Origin of the sequence: Leptolyngbya sp. AN10 (assembly GCF_050565645.1) — a bacterium.
Classification (GTDB): Bacteria; Cyanobacteriota; Cyanobacteriia; order Leptolyngbyales; family Leptolyngbyaceae; genus Leptolyngbya.
The window spans coordinates 20,766-35,268 of record NZ_JBNXVP010000013.1 but is presented as its reverse complement, the minus strand read 5'-3'; the positions used below and the strand labels follow the sequence as shown (position 1 = coordinate 35,268).

The 14,503-nt window shown below is 47.1% G+C and carries 15 protein-coding genes; 7 read left to right on the top strand and 8 right to left on the bottom strand.

Features of this window, described 5'->3' with window-relative positions; all coding sequences use genetic code 11:
* The first annotated feature begins 24 nt into the window (after nucleotides 1–24).
* Nucleotides 25–486: a TspO/MBR family protein gene (locus ACQ4M5_RS18900; protein ID WP_430677219.1), complete on the top strand. Its 462-nt coding sequence runs from the start codon at nucleotides 25–27 to the stop codon at nucleotides 484–486.
* 30 nt (nucleotides 487–516) lie between these two features.
* On the top strand, nucleotides 517–1,389 hold the full coding sequence (locus ACQ4M5_RS18895) for a carbon dioxide-concentrating mechanism protein (RefSeq protein WP_430677218.1): 873 nt from the start codon (nucleotides 517–519) through the stop codon (nucleotides 1,387–1,389).
* A 233-nt stretch (nucleotides 1,390–1,622) separates the two neighbouring features.
* Here ACQ4M5_RS18895 and thrS read toward each other — a convergent pair whose 3' ends face one another.
* On the bottom strand, nucleotides 1,623–3,437 hold the full coding sequence (thrS, locus tag ACQ4M5_RS18890) for a threonine--tRNA ligase (protein ID WP_430677217.1): 1,815 nt from the start codon (nucleotides 3,435–3,437) through the stop codon (nucleotides 1,623–1,625).
* Nucleotides 3,438–3,590: 153 nt separating this feature from the next.
* On the opposite strand from thrS, the gene ACQ4M5_RS18885 reads away from it, so the two are divergent.
* From ACQ4M5_RS18885 to ACQ4M5_RS18870, 4 genes are all read left to right on the top strand, one after another.
* Nucleotides 3,591–3,908: a DUF2605 domain-containing protein gene (locus ACQ4M5_RS18885; RefSeq protein ID WP_430677216.1), complete on the top strand. Its 318-nt coding sequence runs from the start codon at nucleotides 3,591–3,593 to the stop codon at nucleotides 3,906–3,908.
* A gap of 177 nt (nucleotides 3,909–4,085) precedes the next feature.
* Entirely contained in the window at nucleotides 4,086–4,382 is a 297-nt protein-coding gene (locus ACQ4M5_RS18880; RefSeq protein WP_430677215.1) for a DUF2973 domain-containing protein, read from the top strand.
* Nucleotides 4,383–4,464: 82 nt separating this feature from the next.
* Entirely contained in the window at nucleotides 4,465–5,712 is a 1,248-nt protein-coding gene (locus ACQ4M5_RS18875) for a YcjF family protein (RefSeq protein ID WP_430677214.1), read from the top strand.
* A gap of 190 nt (nucleotides 5,713–5,902) precedes the next feature.
* On the top strand, nucleotides 5,903–6,439 hold the full coding sequence (locus ACQ4M5_RS18870; RefSeq protein WP_430677213.1) for a Uma2 family endonuclease: 537 nt from the start codon (nucleotides 5,903–5,905) through the stop codon (nucleotides 6,437–6,439).
* Nucleotides 6,440–6,501: 62 nt separating this feature from the next.
* On the opposite strand, the gene ACQ4M5_RS18865 is transcribed toward ACQ4M5_RS18870, so the two are convergent.
* From ACQ4M5_RS18865 to ACQ4M5_RS18855, 3 genes are all read right to left on the bottom strand, one after another.
* Nucleotides 6,502–6,864 carry a HesB/IscA family protein gene (locus tag ACQ4M5_RS18865; RefSeq protein WP_430677212.1) on the bottom strand — a complete coding sequence of 121 codons (363 nt, stop codon included), beginning with the start codon at nucleotides 6,862–6,864 and terminating at the stop codon, nucleotides 6,502–6,504.
* A 620-nt stretch (nucleotides 6,865–7,484) separates the two neighbouring features.
* Nucleotides 7,485–8,075: a Uma2 family endonuclease gene (locus ACQ4M5_RS18860; RefSeq protein WP_430677211.1), complete on the bottom strand. Its 591-nt coding sequence runs from the start codon at nucleotides 8,073–8,075 to the stop codon at nucleotides 7,485–7,487.
* 40 nt (nucleotides 8,076–8,115) lie between these two features.
* Nucleotides 8,116–8,325: a hypothetical protein gene (locus tag ACQ4M5_RS18855; RefSeq protein ID WP_430677210.1), complete on the bottom strand. Its 210-nt coding sequence runs from the start codon at nucleotides 8,323–8,325 to the stop codon at nucleotides 8,116–8,118.
* A 218-nt stretch (nucleotides 8,326–8,543) separates the two neighbouring features.
* Here ACQ4M5_RS18855 and ACQ4M5_RS18850 point away from each other — a divergent pair, with 218 nt between their 5' ends.
* Nucleotides 8,544–11,231 carry a DNA methyltransferase gene (locus ACQ4M5_RS18850; protein WP_430677209.1) on the top strand — a complete coding sequence of 896 codons (2,688 nt, stop codon included), beginning with the start codon at nucleotides 8,544–8,546 and terminating at the stop codon, nucleotides 11,229–11,231.
* 32 nt (nucleotides 11,232–11,263) lie between these two features.
* On the opposite strand, the gene ACQ4M5_RS18845 is transcribed toward ACQ4M5_RS18850, so the two are convergent.
* The 4 genes from ACQ4M5_RS18845 to glcD all read right to left on the bottom strand — a co-directional run bounded on the left by ACQ4M5_RS18845 (nucleotide 11,264) and on the right by glcD (nucleotide 14,491).
* Nucleotides 11,264–11,725 (bottom strand): type II toxin-antitoxin system VapC family toxin, encoded by a 462-nt coding sequence (locus tag ACQ4M5_RS18845; RefSeq protein ID WP_430677208.1) that lies wholly within the window; start codon nucleotides 11,723–11,725, stop codon nucleotides 11,264–11,266.
* Entirely contained in the window at nucleotides 11,722–11,970 is a 249-nt protein-coding gene (locus tag ACQ4M5_RS18840) for a FitA-like ribbon-helix-helix domain-containing protein (RefSeq protein WP_430677207.1), read from the bottom strand. Before ACQ4M5_RS18840 ends, ACQ4M5_RS18845 begins: the two co-directional genes overlap by 4 nt.
* A gap of 119 nt (nucleotides 11,971–12,089) precedes the next feature.
* A complete protein-coding gene (locus tag ACQ4M5_RS18835) occupies nucleotides 12,090–12,983 on the bottom strand; it encodes an alpha/beta fold hydrolase (protein ID WP_430677206.1) in 894 nt (297 codons plus the stop codon).
* A 38-nt stretch (nucleotides 12,984–13,021) separates the two neighbouring features.
* The gene (glcD, locus tag ACQ4M5_RS18830; RefSeq protein WP_430677205.1) at nucleotides 13,022–14,491 is read right to left on the bottom strand and encodes a glycolate oxidase subunit GlcD; all 1,470 of its coding nucleotides are present in this window, start codon (nucleotides 14,489–14,491) and stop codon (nucleotides 13,022–13,024) included.
* Nucleotides 14,492–14,503 lie beyond the last annotated feature (12 nt).

Sequence of the window (14,503 nt, the reverse complement as noted above, 5' to 3'; positions counted from 1 at the left end):
CAGATCGTTTGGAGCGCTCTTTGTATGCTTCCTTCATGGCTTGTAATTGGTATTGTGACTTTTGTAATTGCCCTTGGAAGCAGCTTCCTTCGCCCCAAAGATGTCAAATGGTTTAATCGATTGCAGCGTCCGAGATGGCTCACGTTTGAGAAAGCGATTCCGCTGATTTGGACAGTGGTATTTATCTGCGGAGCATGGTCGGCTTACATCGTTTGGGAACGATCGCAGAATTGGGGATTGATGGCATTCTACGCACTCGTGGAAGCGCTCATCGTTGCTTACTCTCCGGTATTACTTTGGACAAGAAGTTTACGCAACGGCACGATCGTGGGTGGACTTGGATTTATTTTGGGACTAGTTCTGACCCTCTTAGTTCTGCCAATCTCAGGAATTGCCGCACTTTTATTGCTGCCGTATTTGATTTGGAGTCCGATCGGGACTTACACAACTTGGGAAATGGGGCGACTCAATCCAGAATCGCTTTAAGATGAAAGTAATATTGTTGCCCCTGTGCCCATGAACTCTCAAGATCGTTACACTGATACCGCATTAGGTCTGGTTTCGACCCAAAGTTTTCCCGCGATCGTGGGCACTGCCGATATGATGCTGAAGTCGTCTGGGGTGACGCTGGTGGGCTATGAAATGATCGGCGGCGGATATTGTACTGCGGTGGTTCGAGGTGGAATATCAGATGTCCGATTGGCAGTGGAAGTCGGAGCCGAAACGGTTGAGCAATTTGGCATGAAAGTCTCGACCGCAATTATTCCGCGACCGATGCCAAATTTAGATGAAGTGTTGCCGATCGGGAGTAAACTCGCCGCAATGGTCGGGAAACACACGACGAATCAGTTTAGTAATCTAGCAGTGGGATTGCTTGAAACTCGTGGCTTTCCGGCAATGGTGGCGGCAGCAGATGCGATGTTGAAGTCTTCAGATGTGACGTTGACTGCTTATCATACGATCGGTGATGGATTGTGTACTGCGATCGTGCGAGGAACCGTTGCAAATGTGGCAATGGCGGTCGATGTTGGAATGCAGGAAGCCGAACGAGTGGGAGAACTTCATTCGGTGATGGTGATTCCCAGAGCGTTGGATGATTTGGATCAAACGTTACCGATCGCGTCTTGTTGGATCGAGGAACTTCAGCCGCTACAGATTCCGATCACGGTCAAAGAAGTCGAAAAACCGCGTGTGGCATTACCAGAATTAGTCGAGTTGCAGCCGTTAGAATTGCCTGCACAGGTGGAAAAAGCATTGCCTCAAGCGCAGGAAGCCGAGTTTGAACCTGCTGTTGAGGAGAAACAAACGATCGAGGTTGAGGTTGAGATTGAACAGAGAAAACCTCTTGAGCTAGAGGCTGAAAAACCTGAAGAAGCGGAAGAGGAGTAAAAGCTAGGAATTGTTCTTGACTCGCAGAAATCTTGAATTCTGGCGTGTTCGTTCATCCGCTATCTCGCCCGGAAATGAATCTCCGGGCTAATTGAGGGAACCCCTCTGAAGAGGGCTAAAACCTCGCTCTGAGGGGGCTTCAGCCCCCTTTCTCCCATTAGCCTGGAGATTTATTTCCGGGCGGACTCAAACGCAGCGATGACCACAAGATTTTGGAAAAACTCAAATCGCTATCAGAAGTTGCCGTGTTCAGTATTGGCGAGTTTAAGTCGATCGAGGACTTCCGAGACAGGCAATGCGCCCAATTCTCCAGAAGCACGAGTCCGAATACTCAACGCATTCGCTTCAACCTCTTTCGCTCCCACAACTGCCATCACTGGAATTTTTTCCTTTTCGGCATTGCGAATTAGTTTACCGAGTCGATCGCCTTCCGGTGCGACTTCCGCCCGAATTCCAGCTTGCTTCATTTGTTGTGCAACTTGAACCGCAAACGGTCGAAACTCATCGCTCACAGGCAACAATCGAATCTGCTCTGGAGCGAGCCACACTGGGAAATCTCCAGCATATTCTTCGATCAGAATTCCGATCAATCGCTCCAATGATCCAAACGGTGCGCGGTGAATCATGACCGGACGTTGGCGGCTTCCGTCTTCTGAAACGTATTCGAGGTCAAAGCGTTCGGGTAAGTTGTAATCGACTTGAACGGTTCCAAGTTGCCATTCTCGATCGAGCGCATCACTAAAAATAAAGTCCAATTTCGGACCATAGAATGCCGCTTCACCGATGCCCTCGAAATAGTTCATTCCGAGAGTTTCAACCGCGCGACGAATTGCACCTTGAGCCTTTTCCCAAGCATCATCTGATCCGATGTATTTATCAGAATTCGGATCACGGAAACTTAGACGCGCTTTAAAGTTCTTCAGTTGTAAGCTCTTGAACACTGAGAGGATTAGATCTACAACACTTAGGAACTCTGAATCCAATTGCTCAGGAGCTACAAACAAGTGAGAATCATCCACGGTAAAGCCTCGGACTCTGGTTAATCCGCCCAGTTCACCAGATTGCTCGTAGCGGTAGACGGTTCCGAATTCTGCGAGACGCATTGGAAGTTCCCGATACGATCGCAGTTCGCTCTTATAAATCTGAATGTGAAACGGACAGTTCATCGGTTTCATCACGAAGCCTTGTTCCTCAGATCTGGCTTTGTCGTCCTCTGCCATCATCGGGAACATATCTTCGCTGTATTTCTGCCAGTGTCCTGAAGTTTTGAACAGGTCAACTCTGGCAATGTGAGGAGTGACGACAGGTAAATATCCGCGTTTGGTTTGTTCTTGTTTGAGGAAATCTTCAAGGGTCGATCGTAGAACGGTTCCTTTCGGTGTCCACATCGGCAAACCAGGACCGACCAAATCCGAAAAGATGAACAATCCGAGTTCTTTCCCTAATTTGCGGTGGTCGCGCTTCTGAGCTTCTTCTTTCCGACGTTTGTACTCCGCTAACTGCTCCGGAGTTTCCCAAGCTGTCCCGTAAATCCGCTGCAATTGAGCTTTGGTTTCATCCCCGCGCCAGTATGCACCCGCAACCGATTCGAGGTCGATCGCATCGGGGTTCAGTTCCGCAGTACTGTCCACATGAGGACCCGCACACAAATCCCACCACTGTTCGCCTAAATGGTAAATCGTGATTGGTTCTTCTTTGATATCGTCTAGGATTTCGAGTTTATAAGGCTCGTTGATTGCTTGAATTCGAGATTTTGCCTCATCGCGGCTCACTTCTTCACGAGTCACAGGCAGATTTCGACGAATGATTTTCGCCATCTCTTTCTTAATCGCCTTGAGATCCTTTTCGGTGAACGGCTCCGGGCTATCAAAATCGTAATAGAACCCGTTCTCGATCCAAGGTCCGATCGTCACTTGCGCCTTGGGAAAGAGTTTCTGAACCGCCATCGCCATCACGTGCGAAGTCGTATGACGAATCTTTTGCAAAGGAATGGATTCGCTGGTCTTGGGAAGATGGATTTTTTCCGGTTGCAAAGAATCGTCTGACATAGAAAGCGTTTAGTGGATGAATGCCTCATCTATCTTACCGATCCCCCGTCAAAACTGTGTTCATTCTTCAGAGTTTCGAGGTAAGATGAAAAAGGTTACGAAATGTAACGAATATTAGGATTCATTGACGCAACCAGACTCTTGTTCTCACCGATGTTTAACTCCAACCTTCCTGAACCCGATTTAGTCAAAACCGTTTTAGAACCGCTGCTTGATGATTTCCAGTATTGGTTTTCGCGATCGCGCACTCTCCTTGAATCTGAAACCATTCCGTTCCTAACTTCCGAAGAACATATCGACTTGCTCGATCGTGTGATTCAAACTCAACAAGAAGTCACCACTGTCCAATCCCTGCTCAGAATTACTGATGGGCAAGCAGGTGTAGACACTTCCGTTCTGGTGAACTGGCATCATTTAGTGAGCGAGTGTTGGCAAGTGAGCATGAAACTGCGATCGCGCAAGTCTTCATAAAGACACAACTGCATCGATTTACAAACTCCCTCTCAAATCCGATGCCAGGACTCCACAAAATCTGAGAGACTATTAGATAATTAGAAAACCAATTTTCATAATTCCGGGCAGGAACCGCACAGGTTCCCGTCTGACTGATTTTTAATTCATTCGTCAACTTGGCTTGGAAAGAGGCTTATGATTCTGCACCTACTTTACATTTTGGCGTTCACGGCTTTGGCATTTTTGGCGGTGGGTAATTTGATACGGAATATTATGGCGCTGGGTATTGAGTCACAGAGACAGTATCCGCCAATGACCCGATCGCAGAATCGCCCGGTTCCGCATCCAGAACTGCTCGATGAAAACGGTCGAATGATTAATGAACCCCTATTAGTGATGCGATCGATGAGTGTGGAAGATGCTCGCGAACAATTAGATGCAATCTACAAATCTTCGCCAGGTGGGGAATCCGCACAGTCGAGCGAGGACTAGCCTCGAACCAACTCGCCATAATTGTGGAGTAAGGCGGATCAATTGACGATCGCGCCTTTTCTATTCGGTGGGGGTTGGCAAGATGAAAGATCATTCTTGGTGGAATCAGGTTCGCGAATCGGTTGGTCATGGCATTTCGGAAGTAACAAAGCGAGTTTCGACTGACTCGATCGCGCGATCGCTCACGGGTTGGTTTCGAGTGGACGAGGCGGAAGTTAAAGAAATTTTGCAAAAAGTACGATCGGAGTTGCCCACGACAGAAGCGCTCCTGGTTGGAAAACCGCAGGCGGGAAAAAGTTCGATCGTGCGAGGATTAACAGGCGTTTCGGCGGAGATCGTCGGTCAGGGATTTCGCCCGCATACACAGTTCACTCAGCAATATAGTTATCCGACTCAAGACTTACCGCTACTGGTCTTTACGGATACCGTTGGTTTAGGGGATGGAACTCAAGAAACCTCTGAAGTGATCCGCGAATTGGTTGGGGAACTTCAACCTAATGAAACTCGTGCGAAGGTTCTAATTCTGACGATTCGCATTAACGATTTTGCAACCGATACTCTAAAGCAGATTGCCACTCGAATTCGTGCCAAACATCCAGAAGTCCCTTGTCTCTTAGTGGTCACTTGTTTGCATGAACTGTATCCAGCGGGTGTGATGGATCATCCAGAGTATCCGCCGAGTTTTGCAGATGTCGATCGAGCGTTTTCCACGATTCAGCAGAACTTTGCAGGATTGTTCGATCGTGCGGTTCTAATCGATTTCACATTAGAAGAAGACGGTTTTAACCCAACATTTTACGGCTTAGAAACGTTCATCGATACGTTGGCAGAACTGCTACCAGAAGCAGAAGCGAGAACAATCTCGCAGCTATTGAACGATCAGAACGCAGGTAAACAAATTAGTGATCTCTATCGTGATGCTGGAAGACGTTATATTCTGCCATTTTCCGTGATGGCGGGTGCTGCCGCAGCGATTCCACTTCCCTTAGCAACCATGCCTGTATTGACTGCGCTACAAGTGTCGATGGTGGGAGCATTGGGACAGTTGTATGGGCAAACCTTGTCACCTTCTCAGGCGGGGGGAGTCGTAAGCGCGATCGCGGGTGGATTTGCCGCACAAGCGATCGGGCGAGAATTGATCAAGTTTGTGCCAGGATTTGGAAGTGTGATCGCAGCATCTTGGGCGAGTGCATATACATGGGCATTAGGAGAAGCGGCTTGTGTGTATTTTGGGGATTTGATGGGCGGGAAAAAGCCCGACCCAAAACGAATTCAAGCCGCGATGAAAGAATCGTTTCAGTTGGCAAAAGAGCGATTTAAGAAGGCTTAAAATGAGAAAGTCTTTTCTGGATTGCGATCGGATTACGAATGACAAGTTTATTGATTAAATCCGAACAGTTATGTGTAAGAGGGTGTTTAAGAAGGATAAAAAGCGGCTTTGCTGCGTTGCCAGTCCGCCCGGAAATGAATCTCCGGGCGGGTGAATGCGATGAACGATTACTTCTCAAGCACCTTTTAAAATGAGCGATCAACAGTTTTATGAGCTTTGTCGCGTGAATCCCGATTTGCGGATCGAGCGAAACGCTAGTGGAGAAATTATTGTGCTGCCTCCAGCCTTTGCTGATGCTGGAAATCGCAACGGCAGAGTATCAGGGCAACTTTTTATCTGGTCAGAAGCAGACGGAACCGGAGAAGCTTTTGATTCGAGTTCAGGCTTCACGTTACCGAATGGTGCGATTCGATCGCCCGATGCAGCTTGGATTTTGTTCGAGCGATGGAATGCGTTAACTCCAGAACAGCAAGCCTCTTTCGCGCCGATCGTGCCAGATTTCGTTGTCGAACTCCGTTCTAGCAGCGATACATTGACCAGTCTGAAAGAAAAGATGGAAGAATATATTGCCAACGGAGTGCGGTTGGGATTGTTAATCGATCGCAAAAATCGGCAAGTTCACATTTATCGACTCGATCGAGATTCAGAAATTCTCGACAATCCTGAATCGGTAAACTGTGACCCTGAACTACCCATGTTTGCGCTGAAGATGGCGAAAATTTGGTAACAAACAAATCGCCCCCGAACCGAATTCAGAGGCGAAAAATGATTGAAAACTGCGATCGCGTTCTATGCCGAGAACGATTTTCCGCAGCCGCAGGTTTGATTTGCATTCGGATTAGTAAATTGGAATCCGCCACCAATCAACGCATTACTATAGTCCAACATCAAACCATAGAGATACAGTAAGCTTTTCGGGTCACAGACGACTTTGAAGCCTTCGTAATCAGAAACATGGTCATCCGGGCGAATATTGGTCGGGTCTTCAAAATCCATCGTGTAGGACATACCAGAACAGCCACCACCGCGCACTCCCACCCGGAGACACAGATCTTTTCCCTGCTGTTCACGCAGCATTAGAACGTGTTTCAGGGCTGATTCACTCATCTGGATACCGCTCTGAGGCTGTGTAGCTTGTGTAGTTTGTGTCATGCGATCGCTCCTACGAGATCCCGATTGAAACTTGCTTTATTTCTATTCTAGCAATTTCCCTCTTTCCTCGAATCTCTTGAATCAATTTGCATCATTTGATCCATGCTCAAGGAATTCCGCGTCTCCGAGCTTGTAGCGCCATGCAGTGATTTGGATGCAGGGAGGAGATGGGACAATGGTTTGCTCGGAAACATCGGGAGGAGAAGGGTCAAGAGGGAACGGTGAAGTTGGAAGGGGCAACGGTGAAGCTAGAAGGCTGACCGTTTGATCTTTGAAAGTGACAATTGAAGCTCAGAGCTTGAACAGTCGAGGTCGTTTGCTTGGTCTTTCGAGTTCTGAGCTTTATCTTTGAAGTAAAAAGGTCGAAGCTCCGAGGTCAGAGGTCGGAGTTCCGAGGTCAGAGGTCGCAAGGTGAGGTTAGAAGGTGGAGGTTCCGAGGTCAGAGATTAAAAGGTCGCAAGGTTGCTCGCTGCGTTTGATCTCGCCCCGGAATGAATTCGGGGCTAACAGGGGAAAGTCCTGTGAACAGGACTAAGAACGTAGTGTTGATCGGCTGTGAGTCTCCTTGGGTAGGCGCAAGGAACAACACTTCTCATATCTCTTCTTCGCGATCGCGGAAATTAGGCATTCAAGATTTGATTTGCGGTTAGCGCCAACTCAGGAAAGGTACGGGAGAGAATACGATCGTCATCCTTAAACGCAGTCGATCGATAAACGCCAGATTCATCGAGCAAGTAGACAAATACAGTTGGTGTTTTGGGATTGCCTAGATACGTTCGGCTCCCGATCGCTAAATAATCCACGATCCAATATTCAGAAATTCCCAAGCGTTGATATTCATCGAGTTTATCAATGTAATCGTCTTCCCAATTGGTTGAAACAACTTCTACCGCTAATTGAATCGGTTTGTCTAACGCACTATACGCATTTCGCTCTGAGCGCCACATTACTTTGCTGATGACACTAACATCTGGCTTGCGTCCTTGATTTTCACCCGTTTGGATTACGGCTGTGTTGTTCACAACATACTCAAGCTTCAGTCGTCTAATTTCATCGTTGAAAGCAAACAGGATGAGAAAGTTAACGTCATCGTGTTGTCTTGTTGCTCTCATTTCAACCATGTCTCCATCGAGCAGTTCGTAGTGCGCGTCTTCGGGATATTGCTCAAGAAACTGATCGAAGGTGAGCTTTTGTTTAGTAACGATCGACATTGCAACAGTTCCTCTTGTTTTGAATTGCGAGATACCAAGATCAATCCAGCGTTTCAGGTTTGCAATCGATAAAGCTGAGTGCATCAGGATCGAGAGAAGATGCGATCGCGGACTCTAGTACAGCTTCAACTGGGTACTCTATTTCTGCCGCTCGTGCATAAAACGCCTCTCGAATATGGCGCGGCAACTTCTCTAGAAAATTACGGGCAGTCTCTGCATCAAGATGATCAATTTGCTCTGTCGCTTGCATTATGAATCCCTCATCGGAATTTTCACATTGAAAGGCGGCTTTGTTGCCTGAATAATTAAACTTTCCAAGCTTAATGATAGCTGTGTCCATTGGTGATGGCATTGGCAGTCCTTTATTGTCAATCAAAACGGAACGGTGCAGAGAAAAGGTTGAAATTTAAGCTGAGAGTGCGGAATTTGGGGTAAAACGGTCAAAGTATCGAATTAGACCTGTTGCTCATGTCATCCTCACCCGAATCTTTGCAAAAGTTTGTCACGTTTGTTCAGCAACACCTGAAAGGAGATGAGAAAGGGGAGGCGCAGAACTTTTTAGATCGGTTCTTTCGTGCATTTGGGCATGAGGGAGCGATCGAGGCGGGGGCAACGTTTGAGGAGCGGGTGAAAAAGGGCAGTAAGAAAGGCAAAACGGGATATGCGGATTTGGTCTGGAAGCCGCGTGTGTTGATTGAGATGAAGAAGCGCGGGGAAGATCTCAATAAACATTATTCGCAGGCGTTTGAGTATTGGACTCGATTAGTGCCGGATCGTCCGCGCTATGTGCTGCTGTGCAATTTTGATGAGTTCTGGATTTTTGATTTTGATACGCAGCTTGATACGCCTGTGGATGTGATTCACCTGGCGCAACTACCAGAGCGATCGAGTGCGTTTACGTTTATGGAGTTTGCGAATCGTGCTCCGGTGTTTCGCAATAATCAGGTGGAGGTGACGGAACGGGCGGCGCGACGGATGGGGGAACTGTTGGTGCTGTTGCTCGATCGAGGAATTGAGAAGCTTATAGCGCAGCGATTTATTTTACAGTGTGTGTTGGCGATGTTTGCAGAAGATCGGGGACTGTTGCCGAATAGTCTGTTTGTGTCTTGTGTGCAGGATTGTTTGAATGGGGCGAGTTCTTATGATGTGTTGGGGCAGTTGTTTCGGGAGATGAATACGCCTGGAATTACGCCTGCTGGGAAGTATCAGGGGGTGGATTATTTTAATGGGGGATTGTTCTCGATCGTGCATCCTTTGGAGTTGCGACATCCGGAGTTGAAGCTTTTGGAGGTGTCGGCGTTGGAGGATTGGAGCAAGGTGCGTCCGGCGATTTTTGGGAATTTGTTTGAGTCTGCGATCGATGCTACGGAACGTCACGCTCACGGGATTCATTTTACGTCTGAGGCGGACATTATGAAGATTGTGCGCCCGACGATTTCGCGCTATTGGGAGGAGCGGATTGAGGCGGCGAGTACGATCGGGGAGTTGAATGCGCTGCAACTGGAGTTACAGAATTATCGAGTGCTTGATCCGGCTTGTGGGAGCGGAAATTTTCTCTATGTTGCGTATCAGGAATTGAAGCGGATTGAGGTAATGCTGTTGGATCGGATTGCGGAGAAGAGTCGATCGCCGCGTGATCAGATGCGGATGAGTTTTGTGACTCCGCAACAGTTTTATGGGATGGATACGAATCCGTTTGCGGTGGAGCTTGCGCGGGTCACGATGATGATTGCGCGAAAGGTGGCTATCGATAAGTTGGGATTGTTTGAGCCTGCGCTGCCGTTGGATACGCTCGATGACAATATTGTTTGCAAGGATGCACTGTTTAGCGAGTGGGTGAAGGCAGATGCGATCGTGGGAAATCCGCCGTTTTTGGGTGGAAGAAATGTGAGATTAGCGTTAGGTGATGATTATGTGAATCGTGTGGTTAAACAGTTTCCAGATGTAAAAGATGCTGTCGATTTCTGTTCATATTGGTTTCGTCTAGCTCACAAAACTATTGAAGAAACTGGTCGAGTAGGATTAGTGGGAACGAACTCAATTAGTCAAGGGTTAACTAGAAAAGTCACCCTAGATTTTGTTACTCAAAATGGTGGTTACATCTATGAAGCAATTTCTAGTCAACCGTGGTCAGGTGAAGCGGCTGTATATGTCAGCATTGCAAACTGGAGTAAAGAGAAACCTAAGATTTATTATCTTAATAATCAAATCGTATCAAGTATTAACTCTTCACTAAGCTCGGCGATTGATGTTTCATTAGCATCCTCGCTATCAAGTAATTTAGGTCAAAGCTTTGTTGGCGTTCAACCTACTGGTAGAGGCTTTATAGTTTGTGAGCAGCAAGTACAAGACTGGATCAAAGCAGATACTAAAAATAAAGAGGTTCTCAGACTTTACTTAACAGGTGAAAAGCTAACTGATAACCCCAATGGGCTTCCAGAGCGCTGGATTGTGGATTTTAATGATATGAGCATTGAAGAAGCTAGTTCTTACAAGTTACCTTTTGCTCATATTAAATCTACTGTTAAACCAGAGCGTGATTTGAATCGTAGGGCAACAACTAGAATTAATTGGTGGAAGTTTTCGGAGAAGCGACCAGCTATGAGGAAAGCTATCGCAAACCTATCTTGTTTTTTCGCAGTCCCAGAAGTCTCCAAATGGTCAATCTTTATTCCTTGTCCTCCTGCTTGGTTAGCAGGTAATACGACAAAGATTGTTGCTTCAGATGACTTCTACATCCTGGGAATTCTTTTATCTAAACTGCATCGTATTTGGCTTAAAGCTCAAAGTTCTACATTGAAAGGTGATACTCGCTATACACCTAGAACCTGTTTTGAAACCTTTCCGTTTCCCCAAACTCCTGCACTCGCCCTTGTCGAAAAAATCCGCTCAACGACGATCGAACTTCACAATTATCGCAGCGAACAAATGGAGAAAAAACAGTGGGGTATCACCAAACTCTACAACGAATATTTTTCAGAACCCACCAGCCAGCTTTATAAGCTCCATGCCAAGCTCGATGCCCTCGTCCTTCAAGCGTATGGCTTCAGCGAAACCGACGACATCTTAGAAAAGCTCCTCACGCTGAATCTAGAACTCGCAGAAAAAGAAAAGCGCGGAGAAACGATCGTCGGTCCCTGGTCGCCTGACAATTAAAGAAGGCATCGTCGAGATCTGATCCTCGATTGTTATTCAGATGAAGGCAAGGATGGAACCGAAAAATCGCTAAATAAGCGAACATCGAACGCTGTAGAGGATAGTGCGTTGACGAGTTTCTGATCTTGTGTGAGTAAAGGAGCATTCACTCGCTGAGAAAGAGCAACATAACAGGCATCGTAAGCAGAGATAGTGTGAGTGGCACTAATCACTAAAGCATCAAGCATTAAATCCGCAGTAGAAATCGATCTAAAATTAAGCGCTCTGAAACTCGTCAGGTTAGTTTGAGCTTCACTCACCGAGTAGAATCCAGCCCGAATGTACTTCCAGGCGATATTTGTGCATTCGATGTAAAACAGATCTGGGATGTAGATGTAAGCATTTGGATCGGTAAAGCGGGCAAAAAGCTCGTCCACTTTTGGAGTGAGAGGATCAATGATGAATTTCTTAATTCCAACACTGGCATCTACAACACAGCTTAAGTGATCTGTCATCTAGCCCGATCGTCCTGTAACAAAGTCAAGGAATCCGGTAAACCATGATTCGCTGGGCAAAAGCTTCGATGTTCTTCTATCTGTTGCAAAAGTTTTGCCTGAGTGAGTTTAGATCGTTCAGATTGAATAGCACTACTGAGCAAGACAATAATTTGAGAATCAATGGATTGATCATGCTGTTCTGCCAGTTGTTGAATCTGAGCCAATAAATCGTCGGGTAAATTTTGAATCAGCAGGGTTGCCATGCCTTACTCCTTACAAGATGAATTAATAATAAACGATCGATATAGGGTGGAACTGAATCTGAAGTACCTATGATTCGGCAATCCACAATTCAGTCCCACTCGCCTCGGATTTAGCTCGATCAATTCATCGCCTGTTCCAACACCCAATCGCGAATCAATTGATTTACCTGATCCGGAGCTTCATCATGTGGACAATGCCCCGCATTCAGATAGTATTCCGTCAGTTGTGTGTGATAGCTGCGGAACTTTGCACCCCGTTCCCGCGCATTAATCCAGGGATCACCCTCGCCCCAAAGCATCAACAGCGGTCGCGTCAATTCTCCAAGCAGCACATCAACCTTTTCCCCTTGAGGAGTGCGAAACACAGAAGCAAAAACCTTCTCGGCTCCTGGATCAAAAGCAGGACGTTGAATCTCCTCGATTAAGCGATCGGTAATTGCAGTCTGATCCAGATATACCTTTTGCAGCGTATTCCGAATCACGGATTTTTGCCGCACGTATTGAAATAACAGCCAGCTTGCCCAATCTTGATGGAACAATGTCATCACAAAACTGCCCATTACTTGGCGAATCGGATCGGGTTTGGTCGTCCCTTGAATATCCGTAAACGGACCCGCACTATTAATCAAAATCAGACCCGCTGCGGATTCGGGACGCTGAGAAGCCACACAGAGCGCCACATAGCCACCCAAAGAATTACCAGCAATCACCGCAGGCGCACCGATCACTTCAGCAATAAAATCATGAATCTGATCGCGCCAAAGATCGCCACTATATTTCCAATCCGGTTTTGCCGATCGACCAAATCCCAACAAATCGATCGCCCAAACCTCGAACTCTGAGCTTAGACCGATCACATTCTTGCGCCAGTGATCCGTCGAAGCTCCAAACCCATGAATTAACAACAACGGGGGGCGATTGTTTCGCTCACCCATTCGCACATAGTAAACTGACTCGTTTCGCCAGTTCCAAGACTGTCCGGGAACCGACTCGATCGAAGAAGCGACCTGCATGACACAATCCGCAATACAAACATTTTCAATTGTAGATCCTAAAAGCGATCGACATTTTCAAACGTCTTCTGACTGTATGCTTTTGCTGCTTCTCCGCAAGTCCGAGGAGTTGGAAACAGCTTCGTCGGATTGGCGATTCCTTTCGGATCAAAGGCTTGTCTCACCCATTGCATCGTCTCCAAATCCGCAGGTGAGAACATTTCCGGCATATAGCAGCGCTTATCCGCACCAATTCCATGTTCTCCAGAAATACTGCCACCGACTTTCACACAAAGCTTAAGAATTTCGCCACCGAGTTCTTCGACTTGCTCTAATGCACCTGGAACCGCATTATCGTACAGAATCAGCGGATGTAGATTTCCGTCTCCTGCATGAAAGACATTTGCGACTTTGTAACCATGCTTTTCGCCTAATGCTTCAATCTCGCTCAAAACATATTCGAGCTTAGTACGCGGAATTACACCATCTTGCACATAGTAATCAGGACTCATCCGCCCCATCGCTGCGAATGCTGCTTTCCGACCTTTCCAGAGGGTGAGCCGTTCATCTGCATCCGTCGCGACTGTAACGTTCCGCGCTCCATTCTGCTTACATATCTCGACAACTCGCTGAGTATTCAGTTCGGCTTCAACTTCCAAGCCATCCACTTCGACCAGCAAAATTGCAGTTGCATCTCGTGGATAGCATCCAGTCGCGACCACATCTTCCACGGCATTGATGCTCATGTTGTCCATCATTTCCATGCCACCCGGAATGATGCCTGCACTGATAATGTCGGATACAGTTGCACCTGCGGCTTCCACACTGGTGAAATCGGCTAAGAGAACGCGAATCGATTCGGGAGTTTTGAGAATCTTCAGCGTCACTTCAGTCGCGATTCCCAATGTGCCTTCAGAACCGACAAAGATTCCGGTCAAATCGTATCCAGGCATCTCAGGAATTTCGCCGCCCAAATCGGCGATCGAGCCATCCGGGGTAACAATCTTCACGCCCAAAACATGATTCGTAGTTACGCCATATTTCAAGCAATGAACTCCGCCCGAATTTTCAGCGACGTTTCCCCCGATCGAACAAATAATTTGACTCGACGGATCAGGCGCGTAATAAAATCCTGCACCGCTCACCGTTTGAGTCACCCAGCTATTAATCACTCCAGGCTGAACAACGACGCGCTGATTTTCTAAATCGACTTTGAGAATCTTCCGCATCAGCGACGTGACAATCAAAACGCAATTCTGAATCGGTAATGCACCGCCAGATAATCCGGTTCCTGAACCACGAGCGACAAAGGGAACTTGATATCGATCGCAGATTTTCACCACGTCTGCCACTTCTTCAGTCGTGCGGGGAAGCACCACAATTTCAGGACGTTCTCGATAGCTCGTCAAGCCATCACATTCATACACCAGCAATTCTTCGCGTTTTCTGACGACTCCAGATTTGCCCACGACTGCCTCAAACTCTCGTGCGATCGCTTGCCAATTCGGTTGAGTTATTATCGCTGTCATGTTCTGTTTCCG

Bases quoted from the DNA above. Each gene is read 5' to 3' on its own strand.
- ACQ4M5_RS18900 (WP_430677219.1), top strand. From the start codon at position 25: ATGCTTCCTTCATGGCTTGTAATTGGTATTGTGACTTTTGTAATTGCC.
- ACQ4M5_RS18895 (WP_430677218.1), top strand. From the start codon at position 517: ATGAACTCTCAAGATCGTTACACTGATACCGCATTAGGTCTGGTTTCG.
- thrS (WP_430677217.1), bottom strand. From the start codon at position 3,437: ATGTCAGACGATTCTTTGCAACCGGAAAAAATCCATCTTCCCAAGACC.
- ACQ4M5_RS18885 (WP_430677216.1), top strand. From the start codon at position 3,591: ATGTTTAACTCCAACCTTCCTGAACCCGATTTAGTCAAAACCGTTTTA.
- ACQ4M5_RS18880 (WP_430677215.1), top strand. From the start codon at position 4,086: ATGATTCTGCACCTACTTTACATTTTGGCGTTCACGGCTTTGGCATTT.
- ACQ4M5_RS18875 (WP_430677214.1), top strand. From the start codon at position 4,465: ATGAAAGATCATTCTTGGTGGAATCAGGTTCGCGAATCGGTTGGTCAT.
- ACQ4M5_RS18870 (WP_430677213.1), top strand. From the start codon at position 5,903: ATGAGCGATCAACAGTTTTATGAGCTTTGTCGCGTGAATCCCGATTTG.
- ACQ4M5_RS18865 (WP_430677212.1), bottom strand. From the start codon at position 6,864: ATGACACAAACTACACAAGCTACACAGCCTCAGAGCGGTATCCAGATG.
- ACQ4M5_RS18860 (WP_430677211.1), bottom strand. From the start codon at position 8,075: ATGTCGATCGTTACTAAACAAAAGCTCACCTTCGATCAGTTTCTTGAG.
- ACQ4M5_RS18855 (WP_430677210.1), bottom strand. From the start codon at position 8,325: ATGCAAGCGACAGAGCAAATTGATCATCTTGATGCAGAGACTGCCCGT.
- ACQ4M5_RS18850 (WP_430677209.1), top strand. From the start codon at position 8,544: ATGTCATCCTCACCCGAATCTTTGCAAAAGTTTGTCACGTTTGTTCAG.
- ACQ4M5_RS18845 (WP_430677208.1), bottom strand. From the start codon at position 11,725: ATGACAGATCACTTAAGCTGTGTTGTAGATGCCAGTGTTGGAATTAAG.
- ACQ4M5_RS18840 (WP_430677207.1), bottom strand. From the start codon at position 11,970: ATGGCAACCCTGCTGATTCAAAATTTACCCGACGATTTATTGGCTCAG.
- ACQ4M5_RS18835 (WP_430677206.1), bottom strand. From the start codon at position 12,983: ATGCAGGTCGCTTCTTCGATCGAGTCGGTTCCCGGACAGTCTTGGAAC.
- glcD (WP_430677205.1), bottom strand. From the start codon at position 14,491: ATGACAGCGATAATAACTCAACCGAATTGGCAAGCGATCGCACGAGAG.